Origin of the sequence: Devosia sp. SL43, assembly GCF_021729885.1 — a bacterium.
Taxonomy (GTDB): domain Bacteria; phylum Pseudomonadota; class Alphaproteobacteria; order Rhizobiales; family Devosiaceae; genus Devosia.
This window is the reverse complement of record NZ_CP063401.1, coordinates 2,671,403-2,689,074: the sequence shown is the minus strand read 5'-3', so window position 1 is coordinate 2,689,074 and position 17,672 is coordinate 2,671,403. Positions and strand designations below refer to the sequence as shown.

The 17,672-nt window shown below is 63.9% G+C and carries 19 protein-coding genes; 9 read left to right on the top strand and 10 right to left on the bottom strand.

Annotation, left to right across the window (positions count from 1 at the left end; genetic code table 11):
* Window positions 1–57 precede the first annotated feature (57 nt).
* The gene (locus IM737_RS13250; protein ID WP_236894431.1) at window positions 58–1,086 is read right to left on the bottom strand and encodes a LacI family DNA-binding transcriptional regulator; all 1,029 of its coding nucleotides are present in this window, start codon (window positions 1,084–1,086) and stop codon (window positions 58–60) included.
* 134 nt (window positions 1,087–1,220) lie between these two features.
* Between IM737_RS13250 and IM737_RS13245 the strand changes: the two genes are divergently transcribed.
* The 3 genes from IM737_RS13245 to IM737_RS13235 all read left to right on the top strand — a co-directional run bounded on the left by IM737_RS13245 (window position 1,221) and on the right by IM737_RS13235 (window position 4,455).
* Entirely contained in the window at window positions 1,221–2,234 is a 1,014-nt protein-coding gene (locus IM737_RS13245) for an aldose epimerase family protein (protein ID WP_236894430.1), read from the top strand.
* A gap of 319 nt (window positions 2,235–2,553) precedes the next feature.
* On the top strand, window positions 2,554–3,672 hold the full coding sequence (locus tag IM737_RS13240; protein ID WP_236894429.1) for an epoxide hydrolase family protein: 1,119 nt from the start codon (window positions 2,554–2,556) through the stop codon (window positions 3,670–3,672).
* 63 nt (window positions 3,673–3,735) lie between these two features.
* Complete coding sequence (locus IM737_RS13235) at window positions 3,736–4,455, top strand: helix-turn-helix transcriptional regulator (protein ID WP_236894428.1); 720 nt, start codon at window positions 3,736–3,738, stop codon at window positions 4,453–4,455.
* A gap of 132 nt (window positions 4,456–4,587) precedes the next feature.
* Here the strand turns inward: IM737_RS13235 and IM737_RS13230 are convergent, their stop codons facing one another.
* Entirely contained in the window at window positions 4,588–5,997 is a 1,410-nt protein-coding gene (locus IM737_RS13230) for a helix-turn-helix domain-containing protein (protein ID WP_236894427.1), read from the bottom strand.
* Window positions 5,998–6,150: 153 nt separating this feature from the next.
* On the opposite strand from IM737_RS13230, the gene IM737_RS13225 reads away from it, so the two are divergent.
* Window positions 6,151–6,378, top strand: coding sequence for a hypothetical protein (locus tag IM737_RS13225; RefSeq protein ID WP_236894426.1), 228 nt, complete (start codon window positions 6,151–6,153; stop codon window positions 6,376–6,378).
* Between the two features lie 255 nt (window positions 6,379–6,633).
* On the top strand, window positions 6,634–7,917 hold the full coding sequence (gene aceA / locus IM737_RS13220) for an isocitrate lyase (protein WP_236894425.1): 1,284 nt from the start codon (window positions 6,634–6,636) through the stop codon (window positions 7,915–7,917).
* Here the strand turns inward: aceA and IM737_RS13215 are convergent.
* Together IM737_RS13215 and IM737_RS13210 are read right to left on the bottom strand one after the other, a co-directional pair.
* A complete protein-coding gene (locus IM737_RS13215) occupies window positions 7,914–8,549 on the bottom strand; it encodes a DUF1294 domain-containing protein (RefSeq protein WP_236899921.1) in 636 nt (211 codons plus the stop codon). The two genes, aceA and IM737_RS13215, sit on opposite strands and share 4 nt — an antisense overlap.
* 210 nt (window positions 8,550–8,759) lie before the next feature.
* Window positions 8,760–9,212, bottom strand: a complete 453-nt coding sequence (locus tag IM737_RS13210; RefSeq protein ID WP_236894424.1) for an NUDIX domain-containing protein — start codon at window positions 9,210–9,212, stop codon at window positions 8,760–8,762.
* A 42-nt stretch (window positions 9,213–9,254) separates the two neighbouring features.
* On the opposite strand from IM737_RS13210, the gene IM737_RS13205 reads away from it, so the two are divergent.
* Complete coding sequence (locus IM737_RS13205; RefSeq protein ID WP_236894423.1) at window positions 9,255–10,124, top strand: class I SAM-dependent methyltransferase; 870 nt, start codon at window positions 9,255–9,257, stop codon at window positions 10,122–10,124.
* Here the strand turns inward: IM737_RS13205 and IM737_RS13200 are convergent.
* Window positions 10,121–11,644 (bottom strand): YifB family Mg chelatase-like AAA ATPase, encoded by a 1,524-nt coding sequence (locus IM737_RS13200; RefSeq protein ID WP_236894422.1) that lies wholly within the window; start codon window positions 11,642–11,644, stop codon window positions 10,121–10,123. The genes IM737_RS13205 and IM737_RS13200 overlap by 4 nt on opposite strands.
* A gap of 170 nt (window positions 11,645–11,814) precedes the next feature.
* Here IM737_RS13200 and IM737_RS13195 point away from each other — a divergent pair, with 170 nt between their 5' ends.
* Window positions 11,815–12,654 carry a glycoside hydrolase family 25 protein gene (locus IM737_RS13195; protein WP_236894421.1) on the top strand — a complete coding sequence of 280 codons (840 nt, stop codon included), beginning with the start codon at window positions 11,815–11,817 and terminating at the stop codon, window positions 12,652–12,654.
* Between the two features lie 104 nt (window positions 12,655–12,758).
* Entirely contained in the window at window positions 12,759–12,881 is a 123-nt protein-coding gene (locus IM737_RS20960; protein WP_272906530.1) for a hypothetical protein, read from the top strand.
* A gap of 420 nt (window positions 12,882–13,301) precedes the next feature.
* Here IM737_RS20960 and IM737_RS13190 read toward each other — a convergent pair whose 3' ends face one another.
* On the bottom strand, window positions 13,302–13,940 hold the full coding sequence (locus IM737_RS13190) for a MarC family protein (protein WP_236894420.1): 639 nt from the start codon (window positions 13,938–13,940) through the stop codon (window positions 13,302–13,304).
* Window positions 13,941–14,051: 111 nt separating this feature from the next.
* Here IM737_RS13190 and IM737_RS13185 point away from each other — a divergent pair, with 111 nt between their 5' ends.
* Window positions 14,052–14,768 carry an HAD family hydrolase gene (locus IM737_RS13185; RefSeq protein ID WP_236894419.1) on the top strand — a complete coding sequence of 239 codons (717 nt, stop codon included), beginning with the start codon at window positions 14,052–14,054 and terminating at the stop codon, window positions 14,766–14,768.
* 210 nt (window positions 14,769–14,978) lie between these two features.
* On the opposite strand, the gene IM737_RS13180 is transcribed toward IM737_RS13185, so the two are convergent.
* Genes IM737_RS13180 through rsmI form a run of 4 tightly spaced genes read right to left on the bottom strand, consistent with a single transcriptional unit; the run spans window position 14,979 to window position 17,551 of the window.
* Window positions 14,979–15,359 (bottom strand): alkaline shock response membrane anchor protein AmaP, encoded by a 381-nt coding sequence (locus tag IM737_RS13180; RefSeq protein ID WP_236894418.1) that lies wholly within the window; start codon window positions 15,357–15,359, stop codon window positions 14,979–14,981.
* Complete coding sequence (gene gshB / locus IM737_RS13175; RefSeq protein WP_236894417.1) at window positions 15,359–16,303, bottom strand: glutathione synthase; 945 nt, start codon at window positions 16,301–16,303, stop codon at window positions 15,359–15,361. The genes IM737_RS13180 and gshB overlap by 1 nt, the downstream gene beginning before the upstream one ends.
* An 8-nt stretch (window positions 16,304–16,311) precedes the next feature.
* Window positions 16,312–16,695 (bottom strand): YraN family protein, encoded by a 384-nt coding sequence (locus IM737_RS13170; RefSeq protein WP_442874132.1) that lies wholly within the window; start codon window positions 16,693–16,695, stop codon window positions 16,312–16,314.
* Complete coding sequence (gene rsmI / locus IM737_RS13165) at window positions 16,664–17,551, bottom strand: 16S rRNA (cytidine(1402)-2'-O)-methyltransferase (protein ID WP_236894415.1); 888 nt, start codon at window positions 17,549–17,551, stop codon at window positions 16,664–16,666. Before rsmI ends, IM737_RS13170 begins: the two co-directional genes overlap by 32 nt.
* Between the last annotated feature and the right edge of the window lie 121 nt (window positions 17,552–17,672).

The following is a 17,672-nucleotide window of genomic DNA, read 5'->3' as shown; positions in this document are numbered from 1 at the left end:
GGAACGTCCTCCCAGCCCGATTTTCGGGCCACGCCGGTTTGATGAATGGCGTGCTTCTTAGCGCAGATTGTCGCGCAGGAAAATCCCGATTTCAATGGGGTCGTTGACGCCCTTGCCGTTGCCGCCCAAAGCCAGGCCGCGCGCCGCCGCCAGCGCAGCCCGGATTTCGCCGTCCGGATTCTGGTCGAGCACCACGTCGATGGCGCCTGAGTTCAGCCCTCGCCGCGTCGGCTCGGTCAGCTCGTGGGCGATTACGCGGATGGCGCCGGAGCGGCCGGACGCTTCGAGCGCTGCCACCAGCCCGGCATTGCCGGCGCCCAGATTGTAGAGCCCACCCAGATCGGGATGCTGCGCTAGGAGGTCGGCGACGATGGCCTCTGTCTCGCGGCTTTCGTCGTGACCCTCCACCGGTCCGATCAGTTCTATGCTGCCGAATTCGGCGCCCAACGCAGCCCGGAAACCCTCCAGCCGGTCCGAGTGATCGCGCAGATGCAGCGAGCCGGCGATGACCGCCACTTTACCGCCCTGTGGCAGGAACCGCCCCAGCAGCGAGGCTGCCGTTCGTCCTGCCGCCACATTGTCGATGCCGATGAAGTGCCGCCGCAGCGAGCCCGGAAGGTCCGACACCAGCGTCATCACCAGCACACCGCGCCGCGTGGCACTATCGACCGCCGCAAGCACCGATGGCTCCTCGCTGGCCACGATGATGGCGCAGTCGCAGTGGCGCGGATCGAGCGCATCGAGGCTTTGCGCGATGGCATCGGCATCGAGGGCGCGCAAGCGCAGGGTCTCGATATGCATGCGGTCGGTCAGCGCCTGCCGGGCCCGGTGATCCACCGCCTCGGCGAGGCTCGCCATGAACTCATTGGAGCTGTCGGGGATGATGAAGGTGACGTTGAGGTCGCGGGCCCGGGCCAGCAGCGAAGCACCGAGGTCGCGCTGGAAGCCGATCTCGGCGATGGCAGCTTCGACCTTCTCCACCGTGGCCGCACGCACGCCGGGGCGACCATTGAGCACGCGATCGACCGTCGCCAGCGACACCCCTGCCGCCCGCGCCACGTCATGCACGGTTGCCCGGCGCCTCAATCCGATCTCGTTCACCTGACCCCCATCGTGTTTTGAGGCGAGCTTTGGCGGAGTGCCAGAAAAGGTCAAGTGCGACGTTGCAGTGGTCCAAGAAAGCAGGCTACAGCTTTGCCCGCCATTTTGAGGGGATAAGTATGACAATAGCGGTATCGACATTCGGCGACTTCAAGGGCAAGCGCGTCGATCAGTTCCGTCTCGTCAGCGATACCGGCGTGTCGGTCGATATCATCGGCTATGGTGTCGCAGTGCGCGACTGGCGTGTGCCGGTGGCCGGTGGCGGTGATCGTTCGGTTGTGCTTGGCTTCGACAATTTCGACGCCTATGTGCAGCACAGCCCGCATTTCGGTTCGCTCGCCGGCCGCGTTGCCAACCGCATCAAGGGCGCCAGCTTCGATCTCAATGGCAAAACATACACGCTGCCTGCAAATGCCGGAACGCTGCAACTACACGGCGGCGACGAGGGCCTCGGCCGCCAGGTCTGGGACGGTTTTGTCAACACCGCCGCCAATAGCGTGACTTTCACCCATCTCAGCCCGGCGGGCGCCATGGGCTATCCCGGCAACCTGAATCTAACTGCTGTCTACACGCTATCAGGCAACCGCCTGCGCCTCGATCTCTCGGCCACGACTGATGAGAAAACCCCGATCAGCCTAGTGCAGCACCAGTATTTCAACCTGGGCAGTAGCGACACCGTTCTTGACCACACCATTCAGGTCAATTCATCCGCCTATACCGCGCTCGGCGACGACCTCGCCCCAACCGGCGCCATCCTGCCATCGGCAGGCACGATCTATGACCTGCGCCAGCCGCGCACCATGCGCGACGCATCCGGCCAGCCGGTCGACTACGATATCGGCATGACCCTCGATACCGGCCGCAACCACGCCGATCCGATCGCCACCGTGGTCAGCCCCGACAAGGCCCTGACCCTCAAGCTCTGGACCGACCGCCCAGGCGTGCAGGTCTATAATGGCGTCTGGACCGACATCCCGGTGCCCGGCCTCAATGGCAAGACCTACAAGAAGCATGCCGGCTTCTGCCTAGAAGACCAGTCCTTCGCCGACGCCGTGCACAACCCGCATTTCCCCAACGTCATCCACTCGCCGGATCGCCCATACAGTCACTGGTGCGAATTCGAGATCGCCTAGAGCGCTCTCAGTCGCTCCTCCCGCCACCCCCATCGCGGCCCACCCTCCCCCTTGTGGGGAGGGCTATCGCATTTGGCGTATGGTATGATCTCGCCGCTGCACCGGACGGCACCTCCCCCTTGATGGGGGAGGCTGGGAGGGGGTAAGGGAGCCCCGATATTTGGGCAAACCACCCCACCCTTGATCCCTCCCCACAAAGGGGGAGGGTGTCGGCTGAAAGTTCGGCAGCAGAACCCGCTGCCAAATCCTGTCAGCAATCGTCCTGCCATCGCCTGTCAGCGCCTAGCTGCATGTCTCTCCAACAGACCTGGAGAGTCCCATGCCCACGCCCTTCACGATCGCCGTCCCCGACGCCGACATCGCCGACCTCAAGTCCCGCCTCGCCGCCACCCGTTTCCCCAAGACCATCGATGGTGTCGGCTGGGGCGATGGCACCGACGCCAGCTTCCTCCGCCGCTTCATAGACTATTGGGGCAGGGACTATGACTGGCGCTCGGCGGAAGCCCGGCTCAATGCCTTCCCGCAGTTTACCGAGGTGATCGACGGCGAAACTGTGCATTTCGTGCAGGTGAAGGGGCGAGGAACCACCAATGTTCCGATCCTGCTCACCAATGGCTGGCCGTCCAACTTCGTCGAACTGCTGCCGCTGGTACCCCTCCTGACCGAGCCGGTGGACGGCGTTGCGTTCGACGTCGTCATTCCCTCACTGCCCGGCTATGGCTTTTCCAGCCAGCCGACCCGGCCCGGCATGAACCTGACCCGCGTCGCCGCCCTCATGGCCGAGCTGATGACCCGGCTCGACCACGACAGGTTCCTCGTGTCCGGCTCAGATTTGGGATCGGGCGCCGAGATGGCCTTGGTGCGCGACCACCCCGAGCGCATCATCGGCGCGCATTACCTCAACGTCTATTTCGGCTATCCGCGCCCTGCCGATCCGACGCCGGAGGAGCAGGCCTATTTTGGCAAAGTCGACTATTGGGGCTTTGCCGAGGGCGCCTATGCTATGGTCCACATGACCAAGCCGGCATCGCTGGCGGTGGGACTCAACGATTCCCCTGCGGGACTGGCCAGCTGGGCCCTCGAACACTTCCACAAGTCGGGCGATACCGGTGGCGACATCCTCAATGCCTTCGAGCTCGATGACCTCTGCACGATCCTCTCCGTCTATTGGTTCACCCAGACCATCGGCAGTTCGGTCCGCCTCTACAAAGAGGCGTTTGCGGACCCGGAACTCTCCCGGAAGGCGCCGAAACACAGCGTGCCGCACGCCATCCTGCTGCTCCCCGCCGACAACCCGGCGCCGCGCGCCTGGGGCGAACGCAATCTGTGGAATATCGTGCGCTGGACCGAGCTGAGTTCAGGCGGCCACTTCCCGGCACTCGAGGAAACCGAGGCCATGGCCCACGACATCCGCGCCTTCCATGGCCAGATTTCGTAGCACCACCGGTCTTGGCCCGGTCACGGGAATCTGGCATCAAGGGCGCCCAGAGGAGAACAAAGCATGGACAAGACCGAGCGGCTGTTTGCGGTCATGGATGCGCTGCGCCGGCATCGGCGCCCCGTCACAGCGGCCGCGCTTGCCGAGGAACAGGGCGTTTCCGTGCGCACGCTCTATCGCGACGTGCAGACCCTCATTGGCCTCGGCGCGCCCATCGATGGCGAAGCGGGGGTCGGTTACATGCTGAAGCCTGGCTTCTTCCTGCCGCCACTGATGTTCTCGCCCGAGGAGCTGGAAGCGCTGGTGCTCGGCGCCCGCTGGGTCGGCGCCCAGCCCGACGATGGGCTGGGCCTGGCCGCCCGCAACGCGCTCGCCAAGATCGCCACCGCCTCACCGGAAGATCTGCGCGACCGCATCAACGATACCGGCCTCTGGCCCGTCGCGGTGTGGAGCGCCAATTCGCGCCAGCCTATGCCGATACTGGGTCAGGTGCGCCAGGCGATGCGCACCGAAAGGGCGCTGACCATTTCCTACGAAGACGAGGGGGGCAACCCGTCCGAGCGCACCATCTGGCCGGTGCAACTTGCCTATTACGAGGGCAAGCAGGTCATCGCCGCCTGGTGCTGCCTGCGCACCGCCTTCCGCAATTTCCGCACCGACCGCATCGTCGCCCTGACCGCCACCGACGACCGCTACGGCAAGCGCCGCGCTATCCTTGAGAAGGAATGGCGGGAGACTTGGGAGTGGGACCGCCGGGCCGGCGGGGCGGATTTCCATCGGTAGTGCCACGCCCTCGTGGTTCGAGGCGCCGAAGAGGCGCACCTCACCATGAGGGCTGCTGAAACACCGAACGAAGAGTAGCCCTCATGGTGAGGCGCGAGTTCTTCACGAGCCTCGAACCACGAGGGCGTGCCCCTAAACCATCCGCCCATACAAACTCTCCGGCCGCACATTGTCATCCAGCCTGAATCGATGATCGGCCGGCGGATGCGCCCGCTGGCCGCATTCCATCCTTGGGCAGATCCGGCATCCCACCCCGATCGGCACCAGTTGGCTCTCGCCGCCCAGGTCCACACCGTCGGAATAGATCATCTCCTTGGCGTGATGGATCGAGCAGCCCAGGCCGATCGACATGTAGCGGCGTGGCGCGTTGTAGCGATGGTCGCCCTTGGCGATGGTGCGGGCGATGCAGAAATAGCGCTGGCCGTCCGGCATCTGGCTGAGCTGGATATTGATCCGCTCGGGCGAAAGGAAAGCTGAATAGACATTCCAGCGCGGACAGGCACCCGAATGGCGCGGGATATGGATGCCCGACAGCGAGAAGCGCTTGGATATATTGCCGGCAATATCGGTGCGCACCAGATGCAGCGGAATGCCCGCGGCGCCCTTGCGCTGCAGGGTCGTCATGCGGTGGCAGATCTGCTCGAAGCTGGCGCCGAACCGCCGTCCCAGCCGCTCGATATCATAGCGATAGTCGCGACAGGCGCGCAGGAACGGCTCATAGGGCATCACCAAAGCCGCAGCGAAATAGGCCGAGAGCACATTGCGCGCCAGGCCCGGCGCATCGCCCTCGGGCAGCGAGGACGCGGCTATGATGGCGTCGATCTCGTTGCCGACCGCCAGCTGCCCCAGCTGATGGGCCACAAGGAACAGAGCCGATTCCGCCGGCAGGATATCGGAGACCAGCAGGTGCTGCCGCCGCTGGTCGAGTTGCCGCGCAATGCCATGGGGCAGGGAGGCCAGCTTCACCTCGACACCGAAGACGTTGAACAGATAGGTGCGCAGCCCATAGTCGAAGTTGTCGCCGGAATGGTCGATATCGGCGCGAATGCGCTCGGCCGCCGCCTCCAGCGCCGGAAAGTGGTTGGCATTCTCCTGCAGGAAATCGGAGATGGCATCGGTCGCCAGGTGGAACGGCTCGGCCTCGCCAGGTATTGCCGGTGCCGGACCGGATTTGGCCACCAGCCGGTAGCGATCGTAGAGCTTGAGGATGGCCCGCGCCGCCGCCGGGTTGGATTGCGCCAGGTCGCGGATTTCGAGGTTGGTCACGTCGCTATCGGCAAAGATGTCGTCGCCGAACGCCTCCATCAGGTCGCCGAGCAAACGCCCCTCGTCGCTATCGACCAGCTCGCCCGGCTCGACGCCGAAATAGCCGGCAATGGAAAACAGCAGTGGCACCGTGACCTTGCGCCGGTTGTGCTCGATCAGGTTGAGATAGCTGGCCGAGATCCCGAGCGCTGTCGCCAGATCCGCCTGGGCCAGCTTACGCAGTCGCCGCAGCCGCTTGATACGGCCGCCGATCTGCATCTCCGCAGCATCATTCATGGCGTGTCCTCCGACACTTCTTGACAGACTTTACAGTTCTGTCAGCGAAACTTGACCACTGCTTTACAGCTTTACTGGCCTATTTGCGCTTAGTTCTTGCATGTCTCAGCGTTTTGTCAAATGTTTACACCAACGAAACGAGGAGACTTTCGGATGAGCCCTGCCATCAGTGAACGCGAAGAGTACCTGACCATCATCGCCCCCACGGCCGGTGAAGCCATGGCCCAGTTCAAGGCCAGGCATCTGGACAAGCAGGGTTACGCCATTGCCGGCAAGATCGGCCGGCACCAGTTCAGCCTGGTCGGCGGCGACGGCAGCACGGATCTGTTCTCCGGCAACGGCATGATCGCCGCGACGTTCAGCCGGAAGGTCTTGGGGTGATTTTGGTCAACCCACCGGGTCCACCCTCCCCCTTGTGGGGAGGGAAGCGAGATAGGACTTAGCTTCAGCTAAGTCCGTAAATCGAGCAGGGTGGGGGTGCGAGAGCCCCGATATCCGGGCCAAACAACCCCACCCTTGATCCCTCCCCACAAGGGGGAGGGTGTCGACTGAAACGTCCAAGCCAAAGCAATTTTGTTCCACGTGAATCAGCCGTCCCAACGGACCGGCGAAGCCATGCTCCAAGGAGGAGACACCATGCTCGACAAGCCAATATTCCCCACGCCCGACTATGCTCCCGACCGCTGGCGCAATATTGCCCGCACCTATTCGCAGGCCGATATCGCCCGCCTATCGGGCTCGCTGCCAATCCGCCATACCTTGGCGGAGAACGGCGCCCGGCGCCTGTGGGAACTCCTTCACACCGAGGAATTCGTGCCGACGCTGGGCACCTTCACCGGCAATCAGGCGGTGCAACAGGTCAAGGCGGGCCTCAAGGCCATCTACCTCTCCGGCTGGCAGGTGGCTGCCGATGCCAATACCTCGGGCAATATGTATCCTGATCAGAGTCTCTACCCGGTCGATAGCGTTCCCTCGGTGGTCAAGCGCATAAACAAGGCTCTGCAGCGTGCCGACCAGATCCAGACCATGGAACAGGCCGACGGCATCGCCACCACCGATCTCGATTTCTTCGTGCCCATCATTGCCGATGCCGAGGCCGGTTTCGGTGGCGCGCTCAACGTGTTCGAGCTGATGAAGGCGATGATCGAAGCGGGCGCGGCGGCGGTGCATTTTGAGGATCAGCTGGCCAGCGAGAAGAAATGCGGCCACCTTGGGGGCAAGGTGCTGGTGCCGACCAGCCAGTTCATCCGCACCCTCAATGCGGCGCGGCTGGCCGCCGACGTGATGGGCGTGCCCACGCTGATCATGGCCCGCACCGATGCCGAAGCGGCCCGCCTCATCACCTCCGATATCGACGATTATGATGCCCCCTTCGTCACCGACGAGCGCACGCCTGAAGGCTTCTACAAGCTCAAGGGCGGCATTGACGCGGCCATCGCCCGCGGCATTGCCTATGCGCCCTATGCCGACCTGATCTGGTGCGAAACGTCAAAGCCCGACCTAGCCGAGGCCCGGAAATTCGCCGAAGCGGTGCGCAAGGTGCATCCCGAGCAGATGCTGGCCTACAATTGCTCACCCAGCTTCAACTGGGCCAAGCATATGGACGAGGCCGCCATGGCCAGTTTCCAGCGCGAAATTGCCGCCATGGGCTACAAGTACCAGTTCATCACCCTGGCCGGCTTCCACAACCTGAGCCTCACCACGTTCGAACTGGCCCGCGCCTACAAGGCCGATGGCATGGCCGGCTATTCCCGCCTGCAACAGGCCGAATTCGCCGCCGAAAAGCACGGCTTCTCTGCAGTACGGCATCAGCGGGAAGTCGGCACCAGCTATTTCGACGCGGTGTCGATGGCTGTCAGCGACGGCAAGAGCGCGACCACGGCGATGGGGGAATCAACCGAGACCGCGCAGTTCCACTAGAAGCCGGGCACGGCGGCGCCGAGCCAACCGAAGGCCAGCGCCGCCAGCCCTAGCGTATGCAGCAATGCAATCGTCCAGGTCATCGCCACGAACCGCGGCTTCACCGTCTTGTGGCGATAGACTTCCTGCGCCGACAGCCCGCCGATAATGCCGCCGAACAGGTCGACCACATGCAGGTTGGTCTCGCTCACCCGCCAGCTGCCGTTCAGGGCGTAGAGCTTGTCGAAGCGATAGAGCAAAGCTGAGGCCGCGCCCATCAGTGCATAGATGCCGCCCAGCCAGACCGGCGCTTGCCCGGTGCCGATCGCCCACAGGATCAGCAGCGTCATGATCGTCGCCGCGCCGGTGCGCAGCCCCAGCTTGAAGCGCGAGACGCCGTCCGGCATGCGCTTGACATCGCGCATGGTTGGCGCGGCGATCGGAGCCGATGCGGAGACCCGCACATTGACAGCGGCGGGTCGGCCATTGCGACCCTTGGCAATCTCGAAGTTCAGGGTATCGCCGAGGCGTGGCCGGCCCTGGTCGGGCGCCAGCTTGGAAATATGGACGTAATAGTCATGCCCAGCCTCGTCGCGCACGAAGCCGAAGCCGCCCTTATTGTTCCACTGTACGAGTTCGCCCGAACGTTGCATCGTCAATCTGTTGGCCTCTGGTCAACGTGTTGACCGCTGACGATGACATTTATGCGGCGAGCGTTAACGCGGTCTGAGCGGCGCCATACGGTTGCGCCCAATCGGGTTAGAATTCGCCGCCGGAACGGATTCACGTGAAACACTTATCCACAGGCTTATGCACAGCCGGAAGCCCTGATGGCGTGATCACCGCATCAGTATTCGCGGCGGCTAGAACAATGCCCGCTTGAGGGGCAGCTTGATGGGCGCGGGGAAGCCCGTCGCCAAATCCTGCCAGAACCGGTCATGCAGCGGGTCGGGGAACACATAGCCCTCCGGCAGGCTATTCCGCGCAAACCAGCCCGCCTCGATGATGGATTCGCCCTCGGCCGGATTGCTGTCGACATCGATCACGCCCGAGACATAGCGGGCGAGGAACCAGAACTTGATCATCCTCTCGCTGTCGTCGATCAGCTCATCGATATAGGCCAGCGGTCCGGCCGCGATCACCAGCCCGGTCTCCTCCAGCGCCTCGCGCTCGGCCGCATCAGCCAGCTCTTCGCCACCCTCGACACCCCCACCCGGCGGCGCCCAGAAATCATGCAGTCCGGCCCGAAAATGCCGCACGAGCAGGATTTTGCCGTCATGCACGGTCAGCACGCCGGCTGAAATACGATGGCGCATATGGGGCTCCTGGTGTTGAGATGGGTTGCTTGGTGACCACAAATGCCGTTCCCGAGCCGGTTGCCTTACGGCGGTACTGTCACCATGTTCGACCAGTCACCTTCACGCAATCCCGGCGGGACCATCATGACGGAACGCGCCGGCGCCTCCTTCGAGGAGGCGGATGTTGTCGAGAACTACGTGTTCCGTCCACCGTATCCCGACGCCATCTTTGCCAGGCTTGCCGAGATATCCCCCGCCCGGGTGGCAGCGCTGGATATCGGTTGCGGACCCGGCAAGGTGGCGCGGCCCCTTACCCGGCTTTTCGGCAGCGTCACCGCCGTGGATCCTTCGAGCAACATGATCGCGCTAGGCCGATCGCTGCCGGGTGGCGACGCCGCCAATATCGAGTGGATCGAGGGTTTCGCCGAGGAGTTTCCGATAGGGGAGCGCCGTTTCGACCTGACCGTCGCGGCCGCAAGCATTCACTGGATGGATCACCAGCGGCTCTTCCCCCGCTTGGCACAACATGGTCGGCCGGGCCACATCATAGCGGTTGTTTCGGGTGACGATGCTTTCGAGCCACCCTGGCGGGACGAGTGGCTCGCCTTCCTGCAACGCTGGGTGCCGAGGATTACCGGCGAGCAGTACGACCCCGCGACAAAGACACCAATCTGGGACAGCTATCGCAGCGGCCTCGACATTCTTGGGGACGAGTATTTTATCTCGGACGCGTTCGAGCAAAGCGTTGCCGACTTCATCGGCTGCCAGCACTCGCGCGATACCTTCGCCTCATCGAGGTTGGGCCCAAACATTGCGGACTTTGACCGAGAGCTTGAGGCAATCCTGCAGCCTCATGCAGACAAAGGACGCCTGACCTATCAGGTGCGCACCAGGCTGGTCTGGGGCACGATTCGGTCTGCCATCTCCTAAGCCGTCCCGAAATTGATTCGATAGCTCAGCGCTTCCGCAATATGCGGCCGTGCCACGCGATCGACCCCTGCCAGGTCGGCCAGCGTGCGGGCCACCTTGAGGACACGGTGATAAGCGCGGGCCGAGAGGTTGAAGCGCTCGGCGGCTTGCAGCAGCAGGCTCTGGCTCTCCTTGTCCGGGTTGACCACCGCCTCGATCAGCGTCGAGCCGGCCTGGGCATTGGTGAAGATATCGCCGGCGCCGTGTTCGGCATAGCGCTGGCGCTGGCGTTCGCGGGCCAGAGCCACCCGCTCGGCCACGGTGGCCGAGCTCTCCGCTGCTGCCGATGGCGCGATCATGTCGGCGGCGGTCACCGCGGGGACGTCAATGCGAATATCGATGCGGTCGAGGAACGGCCCCGAGACGCGGCTCTGGTAGTCGTCGGCGCAAGCCTTGCCGCGACGGCAAGTGTGGCCCGGTGTGCCGGCCAGTCCGCATTTGCACGGATTCATCGCCGCGATCAGCTGCACGCGGCTGGGATAGCTCACCCGCGCATTGGCCCGCGCGATCACGGTCTCGCCCGCTTCGAGCGGCTGGCGCAGGCTGTCGAGCACATTGGGCTGGAACTCCGGTAGCTCGTCGAGAAACAGCACGCCATTATGCGCCAGGCTCACTTCGCCCGGACGCACCCTCAGGCCACCACCGACCAGCGCCGCCATCGAGGCCGAGTGATGCGGCGCACGGAATGGCCGCCGATCGGAAATCGCCCCGCCGGCCAGTTCCCCGGCGATCGACTGGATCATCGAGATATCGAGCAGCTCGCGCGGATTGAGCGGCGGCAGGATCGACGGCAGTCGCGCCGCCAGCATGGATTTTCCGGCGCCGGGTGGACCGATCATGAGCAGGTTATGCCCACCGGCCGCCGCCACTTCGAGCGCCCGCCGGGCCACGAGCTGCCCCCTGACATCGCTGAGATCGGGCAGCCCTGTATTGGGCAGGTGCTTGCGCGGCGCCGGCCGCGTCGCCAGCTGATGGCCGGTCAGGTGATTGACCAGCGCCAGCAGACTATCCGCCGCGACGATATCGAGATGTTCGCCCGCCCAGGCCGCTTCCGGCCCCGAAGACGCCGGGCAGATCAGCCCCAGGTCGCGCCCCTGCGCCGCGATGGCGGCCGGCAGGATGCCGCCGACATGGGCCAGCCGCCCGTCGAGCCCCAATTCGCCCAGCGCCAGATAGCCATCAAGCGCATCCTGCGGGATAGCCCCGATGGCGGCCATGATGCCCAGCGCGATGGGCAGATCGTAATGGCTGCCCTCCTTGGGCAGATCGGCCGGCGCCAGGTTGACGGTGATGCGCTTGGGCGGCACGCCCAGCCCCGAGGCGACGAGGGCGGCGCGCACCCGCTCGCCCGATTCCTTGACCGCCTTGTCGGGCAGGCCGACCAGCACGAAGGCCGGATAGCCCGGCACGATCTGCACCTGCACATCGACCGGCACCGCTTCGATGCCTTGAAACGCCACGGTGGCAACGCGGGTGACCATGCCCAATTCCCCAAGCCTGGGGCGAGATTAGCAAACCGGATTGAGAACGTAAAGCGAACAAAATACGGCCTGTTAACCACGCGGTTTGCCACAAAGGTAAACCTAATCCTCCATTAACCGCCCCATGTTGAATCAAAGGCTCATTTTGTATTTGCGTAGAGTTCTGCCCGATGCGTTTCAGCCGGCCGTTTCCCTTGTTTTCCGCGATCGCAAAGGGAACTTTGTCGGCCATGCTGGCCGTGGTGCTGGTGGCCTGTTCATCAGGCGGCGGGCTCTATGGTCCCATCCAGGGCGATAATCGCCCGCATGCCGGCGTCGACCGGGCGCGTGGCCTGCCCATCCAGGGCATCGACGTGGCGCGCTACCAGGAAAACATCGATTTCCGCCAGGCCTTCGCCTCGGGCATCCATTTCGTGTTCATGAAGGCCACCGAGGGCCGCGACTACATCGACCCCAATTTCCGCGTGAACTGGCAACGCGCCCGCGATGCCGGCATGCCGCGCGGCGCCTATCACTTCATGACCTGGTGCTCGCTGGCCTCCGAACAGGCGGCCTGGTTCATCGCCAATGTGCCCAACGATCCCGATGCGCTGCCACCGGTACTCGATCTCGAATGGAACAACCATTCGAGCTGCAAGACCAAGCCAAGTCGCGCCGATGCGCTCGAAAAGATCCGCTACATGCTCGACGCCATGGAGCGGCATACCGGCAAGCTGCCGATCATCTATACCGACATGAACTTCCACCGCGACGTCCTCAATGGCGAATATTTCCCCAATGCCTTCTGGCTGCGCTCCACCGCTGCCGAGCCGCATGAGCGCTATTCCAACCGCACCTGGACCTTCTGGCAGTGGACGCAGACCGGCGTCGTGCGCGGCGTGCGCGGCGAGGTCGACCGCAATGCCTTCTATGGCAGCCAGAATGACTGGATCACCTTCCTGCTCACCGGCTGCGATCCGCGCGCCATTGCTTCGCTTGGCCCGACCGGTCGCTGCCAATCGGCCAAGTAGGCTATTTGTCAATCAAACCGGGGACTTGCCAGCCCTTGGCGGCAGGTCTAGCCTCGCGCCAGCATTGATCCGGGCCATCAGGCCCGCAGCGAGGAGGACAGGACATGGCCAAAGGTCAGATGAAGAGCAACAAGGAAGCCAAGAAGCCGAAAAAGGACAAGCTCGCCGCCGCCAAGCCGATCACCGGCCTGGGTTCGGGCAGCGCCGGCAACTCCGCCAAGAAGTAAGCTGCTCGATCCCGTTGCGCCTTCGTCATTGCCCGGCTCGACCGGGCAATTTCATTTTACGCTCCTGCTCCCCTTAACCACGGCGTCATTCCCGCGAAAGCGGGAATCCATCCTTTTCGGCAGCCGTGAAGAAGAGTGGATTCCCGCCTTCGCGGGAATGACTCGGTGGATGGGGACAGGCCAGGGCTTAGCCTAGTTGGCCACTGCAGACAGGGGCAGCAACGTCTCCGAGCGCGCGACTGTAACGTTGCTGGAGCTGGCAGCCAGCATGGCAAGGATCAACAGGGTCAGTACCGCCGCTACACGCATCTTTCGTCCTCGAACGAGGTCTCTTGCAGCGTGTTTGCGCCTCCGCGCCGGCAGGGTCAATGCCAGCGTTAAGATTTGATTAACATAGCAATTTTACGAAATTTTCACGGCTCAGGCGGCGCCCGACAACAGCCCGCTGGCCTTGACCCCGTCGAAGACGAACTGCACGGCCAGGGCCGCCAGCAGGATACCCACGACGCGTGACACCACGGCCAGCCCGGTCACCCCGAGCAGCCGCTGGATCGGGATGGCGACCAGCAGCGTCAGCCAGGCCAGGAACAGGATCACCACGATGGCGATCAGCACGGCCCAGAATTCGGCCGGATTGTGCGTCCCCGTCGTCAGCAGGATCACCGCGCTGATGGCGCCCGGACCGGCCAACAGCGGCATGGCCAGCGGAAACACCGCGATATCGTCGCGCGAGCGCGCCTCAACCTCTTCCTGATCGGTAATGTCGGTGCCGCCGGAATGGCGGGCGAACACCATGTCGATGGCGATCAAAAACAGCAGCAAGCCACCGGCCGTGCGCAGGGCCGGAATGGTGATGCCGAAGATTTCGAGAATCGGATTACCCAGCAGGGCGAACAGCAGCAGGATCACCCCGGCGATGATCACGCCGCGCGTGGCGAAGGCAAAGCGCTGCTGGGCCGTATTGCGCTTGGTCAGCGCCGCGAAGATGAAGGCGATATCAGCCACGCCCACAGTGGCAAACAGGGTCGCGAAAGCGACGAGGAATGTGGTGGTGGGCATGTGACGCGCGGCTCCGGTTTCCACCACCACTACGGCATTTGCGCGCCGAGGCCAATTGCCAGCGCGCGATACGCAACCTAGGCTCGCTCGGTCCACCGAGGAGCCCGTCGCATGCCCGATCCGTCTGCCATCCGCGGCATCCTGTTCGACAAGGATGGCACCCTGATCGACTTCAACCAGACATGGTTCGGCATCATCATGACGCTGGCCCGCAGCATTGCCGATGATGACGAGGCGGCGGCACGCGCGCTGGCCGAGCAGGGCGGCTATGACTGGCAGCAGCAGCGTTTCGTCGGCGGCTCGGTGGTCGCGGCCGGTACGGTCGCTGACCTGGTCGATCTCTGGCACCCCAACCTGCCGGCCGCCGATCGCACAGCCCGCATTGCCGGCTATAACGACGTGGCCGTCGACGAAGGCAGCCGCCGCGCCGCCGGCATTGCCGGTCTCGATCACACACTCGAAACGCTTGTCGCGCGCGGCTTCCAGCTCGGCATCGCCACCAATGATTCGGAAGCCGGAGCCCGCGCCACCGCCACGGCGCTTGCCCTCACCGATTACTTCGCCGCCATCATCGGCTACGATTCGGTCATCAGGCCAAAGCCCTGGCCCGACCAGCTGCACCTCTTCGCCGAGCGCACGGGCCTCCCCGCCAGCGCCATCGCCATGGTCGGCGACAATACCCACGATCTCGAAATGGCCCACGCCGCCGGCGCCGGCCTCGCCATCGGCGTGCTGTCAGGCAACAGCACGCGGGAAGAGTTGGCGCCGCGTGCCGATATCATCGTGGAGAGCATTGCCGATTTGCCGGGGTTGTTTGGCGGAGCCTGAACGAGCCCTCTGAGTGATGATCCGCTATCTCGCAGCGCCCACAGGGCCCACCCTCCCCCTTGTGGGGAGGGAAGCGAGATAGGACTTAGCGTTTGCTAAGTCCGTGATCGAGCAGGAAGGGGGTAGCTCTCCACGAACTCAGTGCTCGTTGCCACCCCCACCCTGACCCTCCCCGCAAGGGGGAGGGAAGTCGACTGGGAATTCAGCGCCTCAAAGCATCCGTGCCCCGGTCGCCAACCCCGCCAGCAAAATCAACGCCGCCCCATCGATCCAGCCGCGTCCACGCTCCAGCCATGCCGGTTTCGGCCGGGTCGTTGGCAGGAATCGCACCAGCCAGACCGCGCCATAGAGCACCCAGCAGACGAAGAACAACGCCATCAACACGCCCGGCCAGCCGGGGCGGTTGAAGCCGACCATGACGCGGGTAATGCCGGCGCCGGCAAGGATCGACAGCAGATAGATGCCGAGCACAAACAGAGTATTGCGCCAGTAGGGCATGGTCAGGCGCTGATCAACCGGCTGGCTCTTGCGCCAGCGCCGGAAGACGAAAAATCCGACGCCACCTAGTACGGCCGCGATCAGCAACCACATTAGGCGCGGCGCTTTTCGATCGCGTCCCAGATCATGACAGCGATATCGGGGCCGCCGAAGCGCTTGATCTCGCGGATGCCTGTCGGCGAAGTGACGTTGATCTCGGTCAGGTAATCGCCGATGACGTCGATGCCAACAAAGATCATGCCCCGCTCCTTGAGTGCCGGCGCGATCGTCGCGCAGATTTCGAGTTCACGTGCGGTGAGTTCGCTGAGTTCCGGACGGCCGCCGACATGCATGTTGCTGCGTGCTTCGCCATCGGCCGGAATGCGGTTCAGCCCCGCCACCGGCTCACCATCGATGATGATGATGCGCTTGTCGCCCTTGCGGACGTCCGGCAGGTATTTCTGGATCATGAAGGGTTCGCGGTAGTTGCTCTCGAACAGTTCCAAGAGGCTTGCCAGATTGTGGTCGCCCTCCTGGATAAAGAACACGCCGGCCCCGCCATTGCCGTAGAGCGGCTTGACGATGATGTTGCCGTGCTCCTTGCGGAAATCGTGGATCATCGTCCGGTCACGCGTCACCAGGGTCGGCGGCATCAGCTCGGGGAAGTCGGTTACGAGGATTTTCTCTGGCGCATTGCGCACTGCGGCCGGCGGGTTCACCACCAACGTCTTGGGATGCAGCTTCTCGAGCAGATGTGTCAGCGTGATGTAGTTCATGTCGAAGGGCGGATCCTGGCGCATATGGATCACGTCCTGCGTGCTGAGATCGACGCGCACGGCCTCGCCCAAAGCAAAATGCTCGCCCTTGGGCTTGTCGAACACCTCGATCGGCTGGGCCAGCGCCGAAACCGTATGGCCGCGGAGGGCCAGCGTGTCGGGCGTATAGTGCAGCAGCGCATGGCCGCGCGCCTGCGCCTCCAACATCATGGCGAAGGTGGAATCGCCGCGCGGATTGATGGTTGCGACATGGTCCATCTGGACCGCGACTTTGAGTTTCATGGTATTTCTCAGCTGGCATCAAACGCATTGACCACATGGCGCGGCCATCGGCGCGGCGCAAGGAGAATCACGTCGAAGCGGAAGTCCGTTCCCATCTTGCCGGGGTGGCGCGCCAACCAATACTGCGCCGCGCGGCTGATGCGCGATCGGTTGACGGCCAGCATCGCCTCCTCTTCGCTGGCCCGGCTGCGCGCCTTGACCTCGACAAAGACAGTGGTGCCCCAGCGCTCGGCGACGAGGTCGATTTCGCCCATCGGGGTTTTGTAGCGCCGGGCGACAATGCGATAGAGCTTGAGCCGCAGGAACCACGCCGCCAGCGCCTCGCCGCGATGCCCACCCCGATAGGCCGCGATGCGTGCCTTACTTTTCGGCTTTGAGGGCGAGGGCGGCATCGTAGACATCCTTGCGCTTGAGGCCATATTGCTCGGTCACCGCATCCACGGCGGCCCGCAGAGGCTGATCTGCCATCGCTGCGACCAACGCTGCCTGCCAGTCTGCTGCATCGGGCCCCGCCGCCTCGGCCGCACCGGCAACGACGATCACCGCCTCGCCCTTGGTTTCAGCTTCGGCGAATTCCGCCGCCAGTTCGGCCAACGTCCCGCGATGCACGCGCTCGAAGCGCTTGGTCAGCTCCAGCGCGACTGCCGCCTGCCTGGTGCCCCAGATTTCGGCCATGGCGGCCAGCGTGTCGTCGAGCCGGCGCGGACTTTCGTAGAACACCAGCGTTTCACGTGAATCGCTCAGGGCCTTGAGGGCATTGGCCCTTGCCCCAGCCTTCGGGGGCAAAAAACCATGAAAGGCAAAGGCGTCGGTCGGTAGGCCCGCCACCACCAGCGCCGAGAGCAAAGCCGACGGCCCTGGAATGGCAAACACCGGCAGATTGGCCTCGGCCAGCGCCCGGATCAGTGGAAATCCGGGGTCAGACAGCAGCGGCGTACCAGCATCGGAAATCAGCGCTAGCGCCGCACCGCCGGCGATGCGGTTGACGATGTCGTCGGCCTTGGCCCGCTCGTTATGCTCGTGCAGGGCCACCCGGCGCCCCTTGATGCCATAGTGGTCGAGCAGCCGCGCCGACATGCGGGTGTCCTCGCAGAGGATCGCCTCGGCCGCCGCCAGCGTCTCGAGCGCACGGATGGTGATGTCGCGGAGATTGCCGATCGGCGTCGCCACGACATAGAGGCCGGGCGCCAAAGGCGGCGCCACGAAGGTGTTTCCGGCGATGAAATAGCCTGAATTCGAGTCGGCCATGCGCCGCGATCCGTCCGGTTGAGAATTGGTTAAGCAATGGAAGGCAAAGTGTTAACACACTGCTAGCATTTCGGGGCGGAGTGTGGCGACACATCGAATGTCACGTCACGGCATGAGACGC

What these genes read in the sequence shown, in the direction of transcription:
- IM737_RS13245 (WP_236894430.1), top strand. Translation starts at nt 1,221, where the DNA reads ATGACAATAGCGGTATCGACATTCGGCGACTTCAAGGGCAAGCGCGTC.
- IM737_RS13240 (WP_236894429.1), top strand. Translation starts at nt 2,554, where the DNA reads ATGCCCACGCCCTTCACGATCGCCGTCCCCGACGCCGACATCGCCGAC.
- IM737_RS13235 (WP_236894428.1), top strand. Translation starts at nt 3,736, where the DNA reads ATGGACAAGACCGAGCGGCTGTTTGCGGTCATGGATGCGCTGCGCCGG.
- IM737_RS13230 (WP_236894427.1), bottom strand. Translation starts at nt 5,997, where the DNA reads ATGAATGATGCTGCGGAGATGCAGATCGGCGGCCGTATCAAGCGGCTG.
- IM737_RS13225 (WP_236894426.1), top strand. Translation starts at nt 6,151, where the DNA reads ATGAGCCCTGCCATCAGTGAACGCGAAGAGTACCTGACCATCATCGCC.
- aceA (WP_236894425.1), top strand. Translation starts at nt 6,634, where the DNA reads ATGCTCGACAAGCCAATATTCCCCACGCCCGACTATGCTCCCGACCGC.
- IM737_RS13215 (WP_236899921.1), bottom strand. Translation starts at nt 8,549, where the DNA reads ATGCAACGTTCGGGCGAACTCGTACAGTGGAACAATAAGGGCGGCTTC.
- IM737_RS13210 (WP_236894424.1), bottom strand. Translation starts at nt 9,212, where the DNA reads ATGCGCCATCGTATTTCAGCCGGCGTGCTGACCGTGCATGACGGCAAA.
- IM737_RS13205 (WP_236894423.1), top strand. Translation starts at nt 9,255, where the DNA reads ATGCCGTTCCCGAGCCGGTTGCCTTACGGCGGTACTGTCACCATGTTC.
- IM737_RS13200 (WP_236894422.1), bottom strand. Translation starts at nt 11,644, where the DNA reads ATGGTCACCCGCGTTGCCACCGTGGCGTTTCAAGGCATCGAAGCGGTG.
- IM737_RS13195 (WP_236894421.1), top strand. Translation starts at nt 11,815, where the DNA reads ATGCGTTTCAGCCGGCCGTTTCCCTTGTTTTCCGCGATCGCAAAGGGA.
- IM737_RS20960 (WP_272906530.1), top strand. Translation starts at nt 12,759, where the DNA reads ATGGCCAAAGGTCAGATGAAGAGCAACAAGGAAGCCAAGAAGCCGAAA.
- IM737_RS13190 (WP_236894420.1), bottom strand. Translation starts at nt 13,940, where the DNA reads ATGCCCACCACCACATTCCTCGTCGCTTTCGCGACCCTGTTTGCCACT.
- IM737_RS13185 (WP_236894419.1), top strand. Translation starts at nt 14,052, where the DNA reads ATGCCCGATCCGTCTGCCATCCGCGGCATCCTGTTCGACAAGGATGGC.
- IM737_RS13180 (WP_236894418.1), bottom strand. Translation starts at nt 15,359, where the DNA reads ATGTGGTTGCTGATCGCGGCCGTACTAGGTGGCGTCGGATTTTTCGTC.
- gshB (WP_236894417.1), bottom strand. Translation starts at nt 16,303, where the DNA reads ATGAAACTCAAAGTCGCGGTCCAGATGGACCATGTCGCAACCATCAAT.
- IM737_RS13170 (WP_442874132.1), bottom strand. Translation starts at nt 16,695, where the DNA reads ATGCCGCCCTCGCCCTCAAAGCCGAAAAGTAAGGCACGCATCGCGGCC.
- rsmI (WP_236894415.1), bottom strand. Translation starts at nt 17,551, where the DNA reads ATGGCCGACTCGAATTCAGGCTATTTCATCGCCGGAAACACCTTCGTG.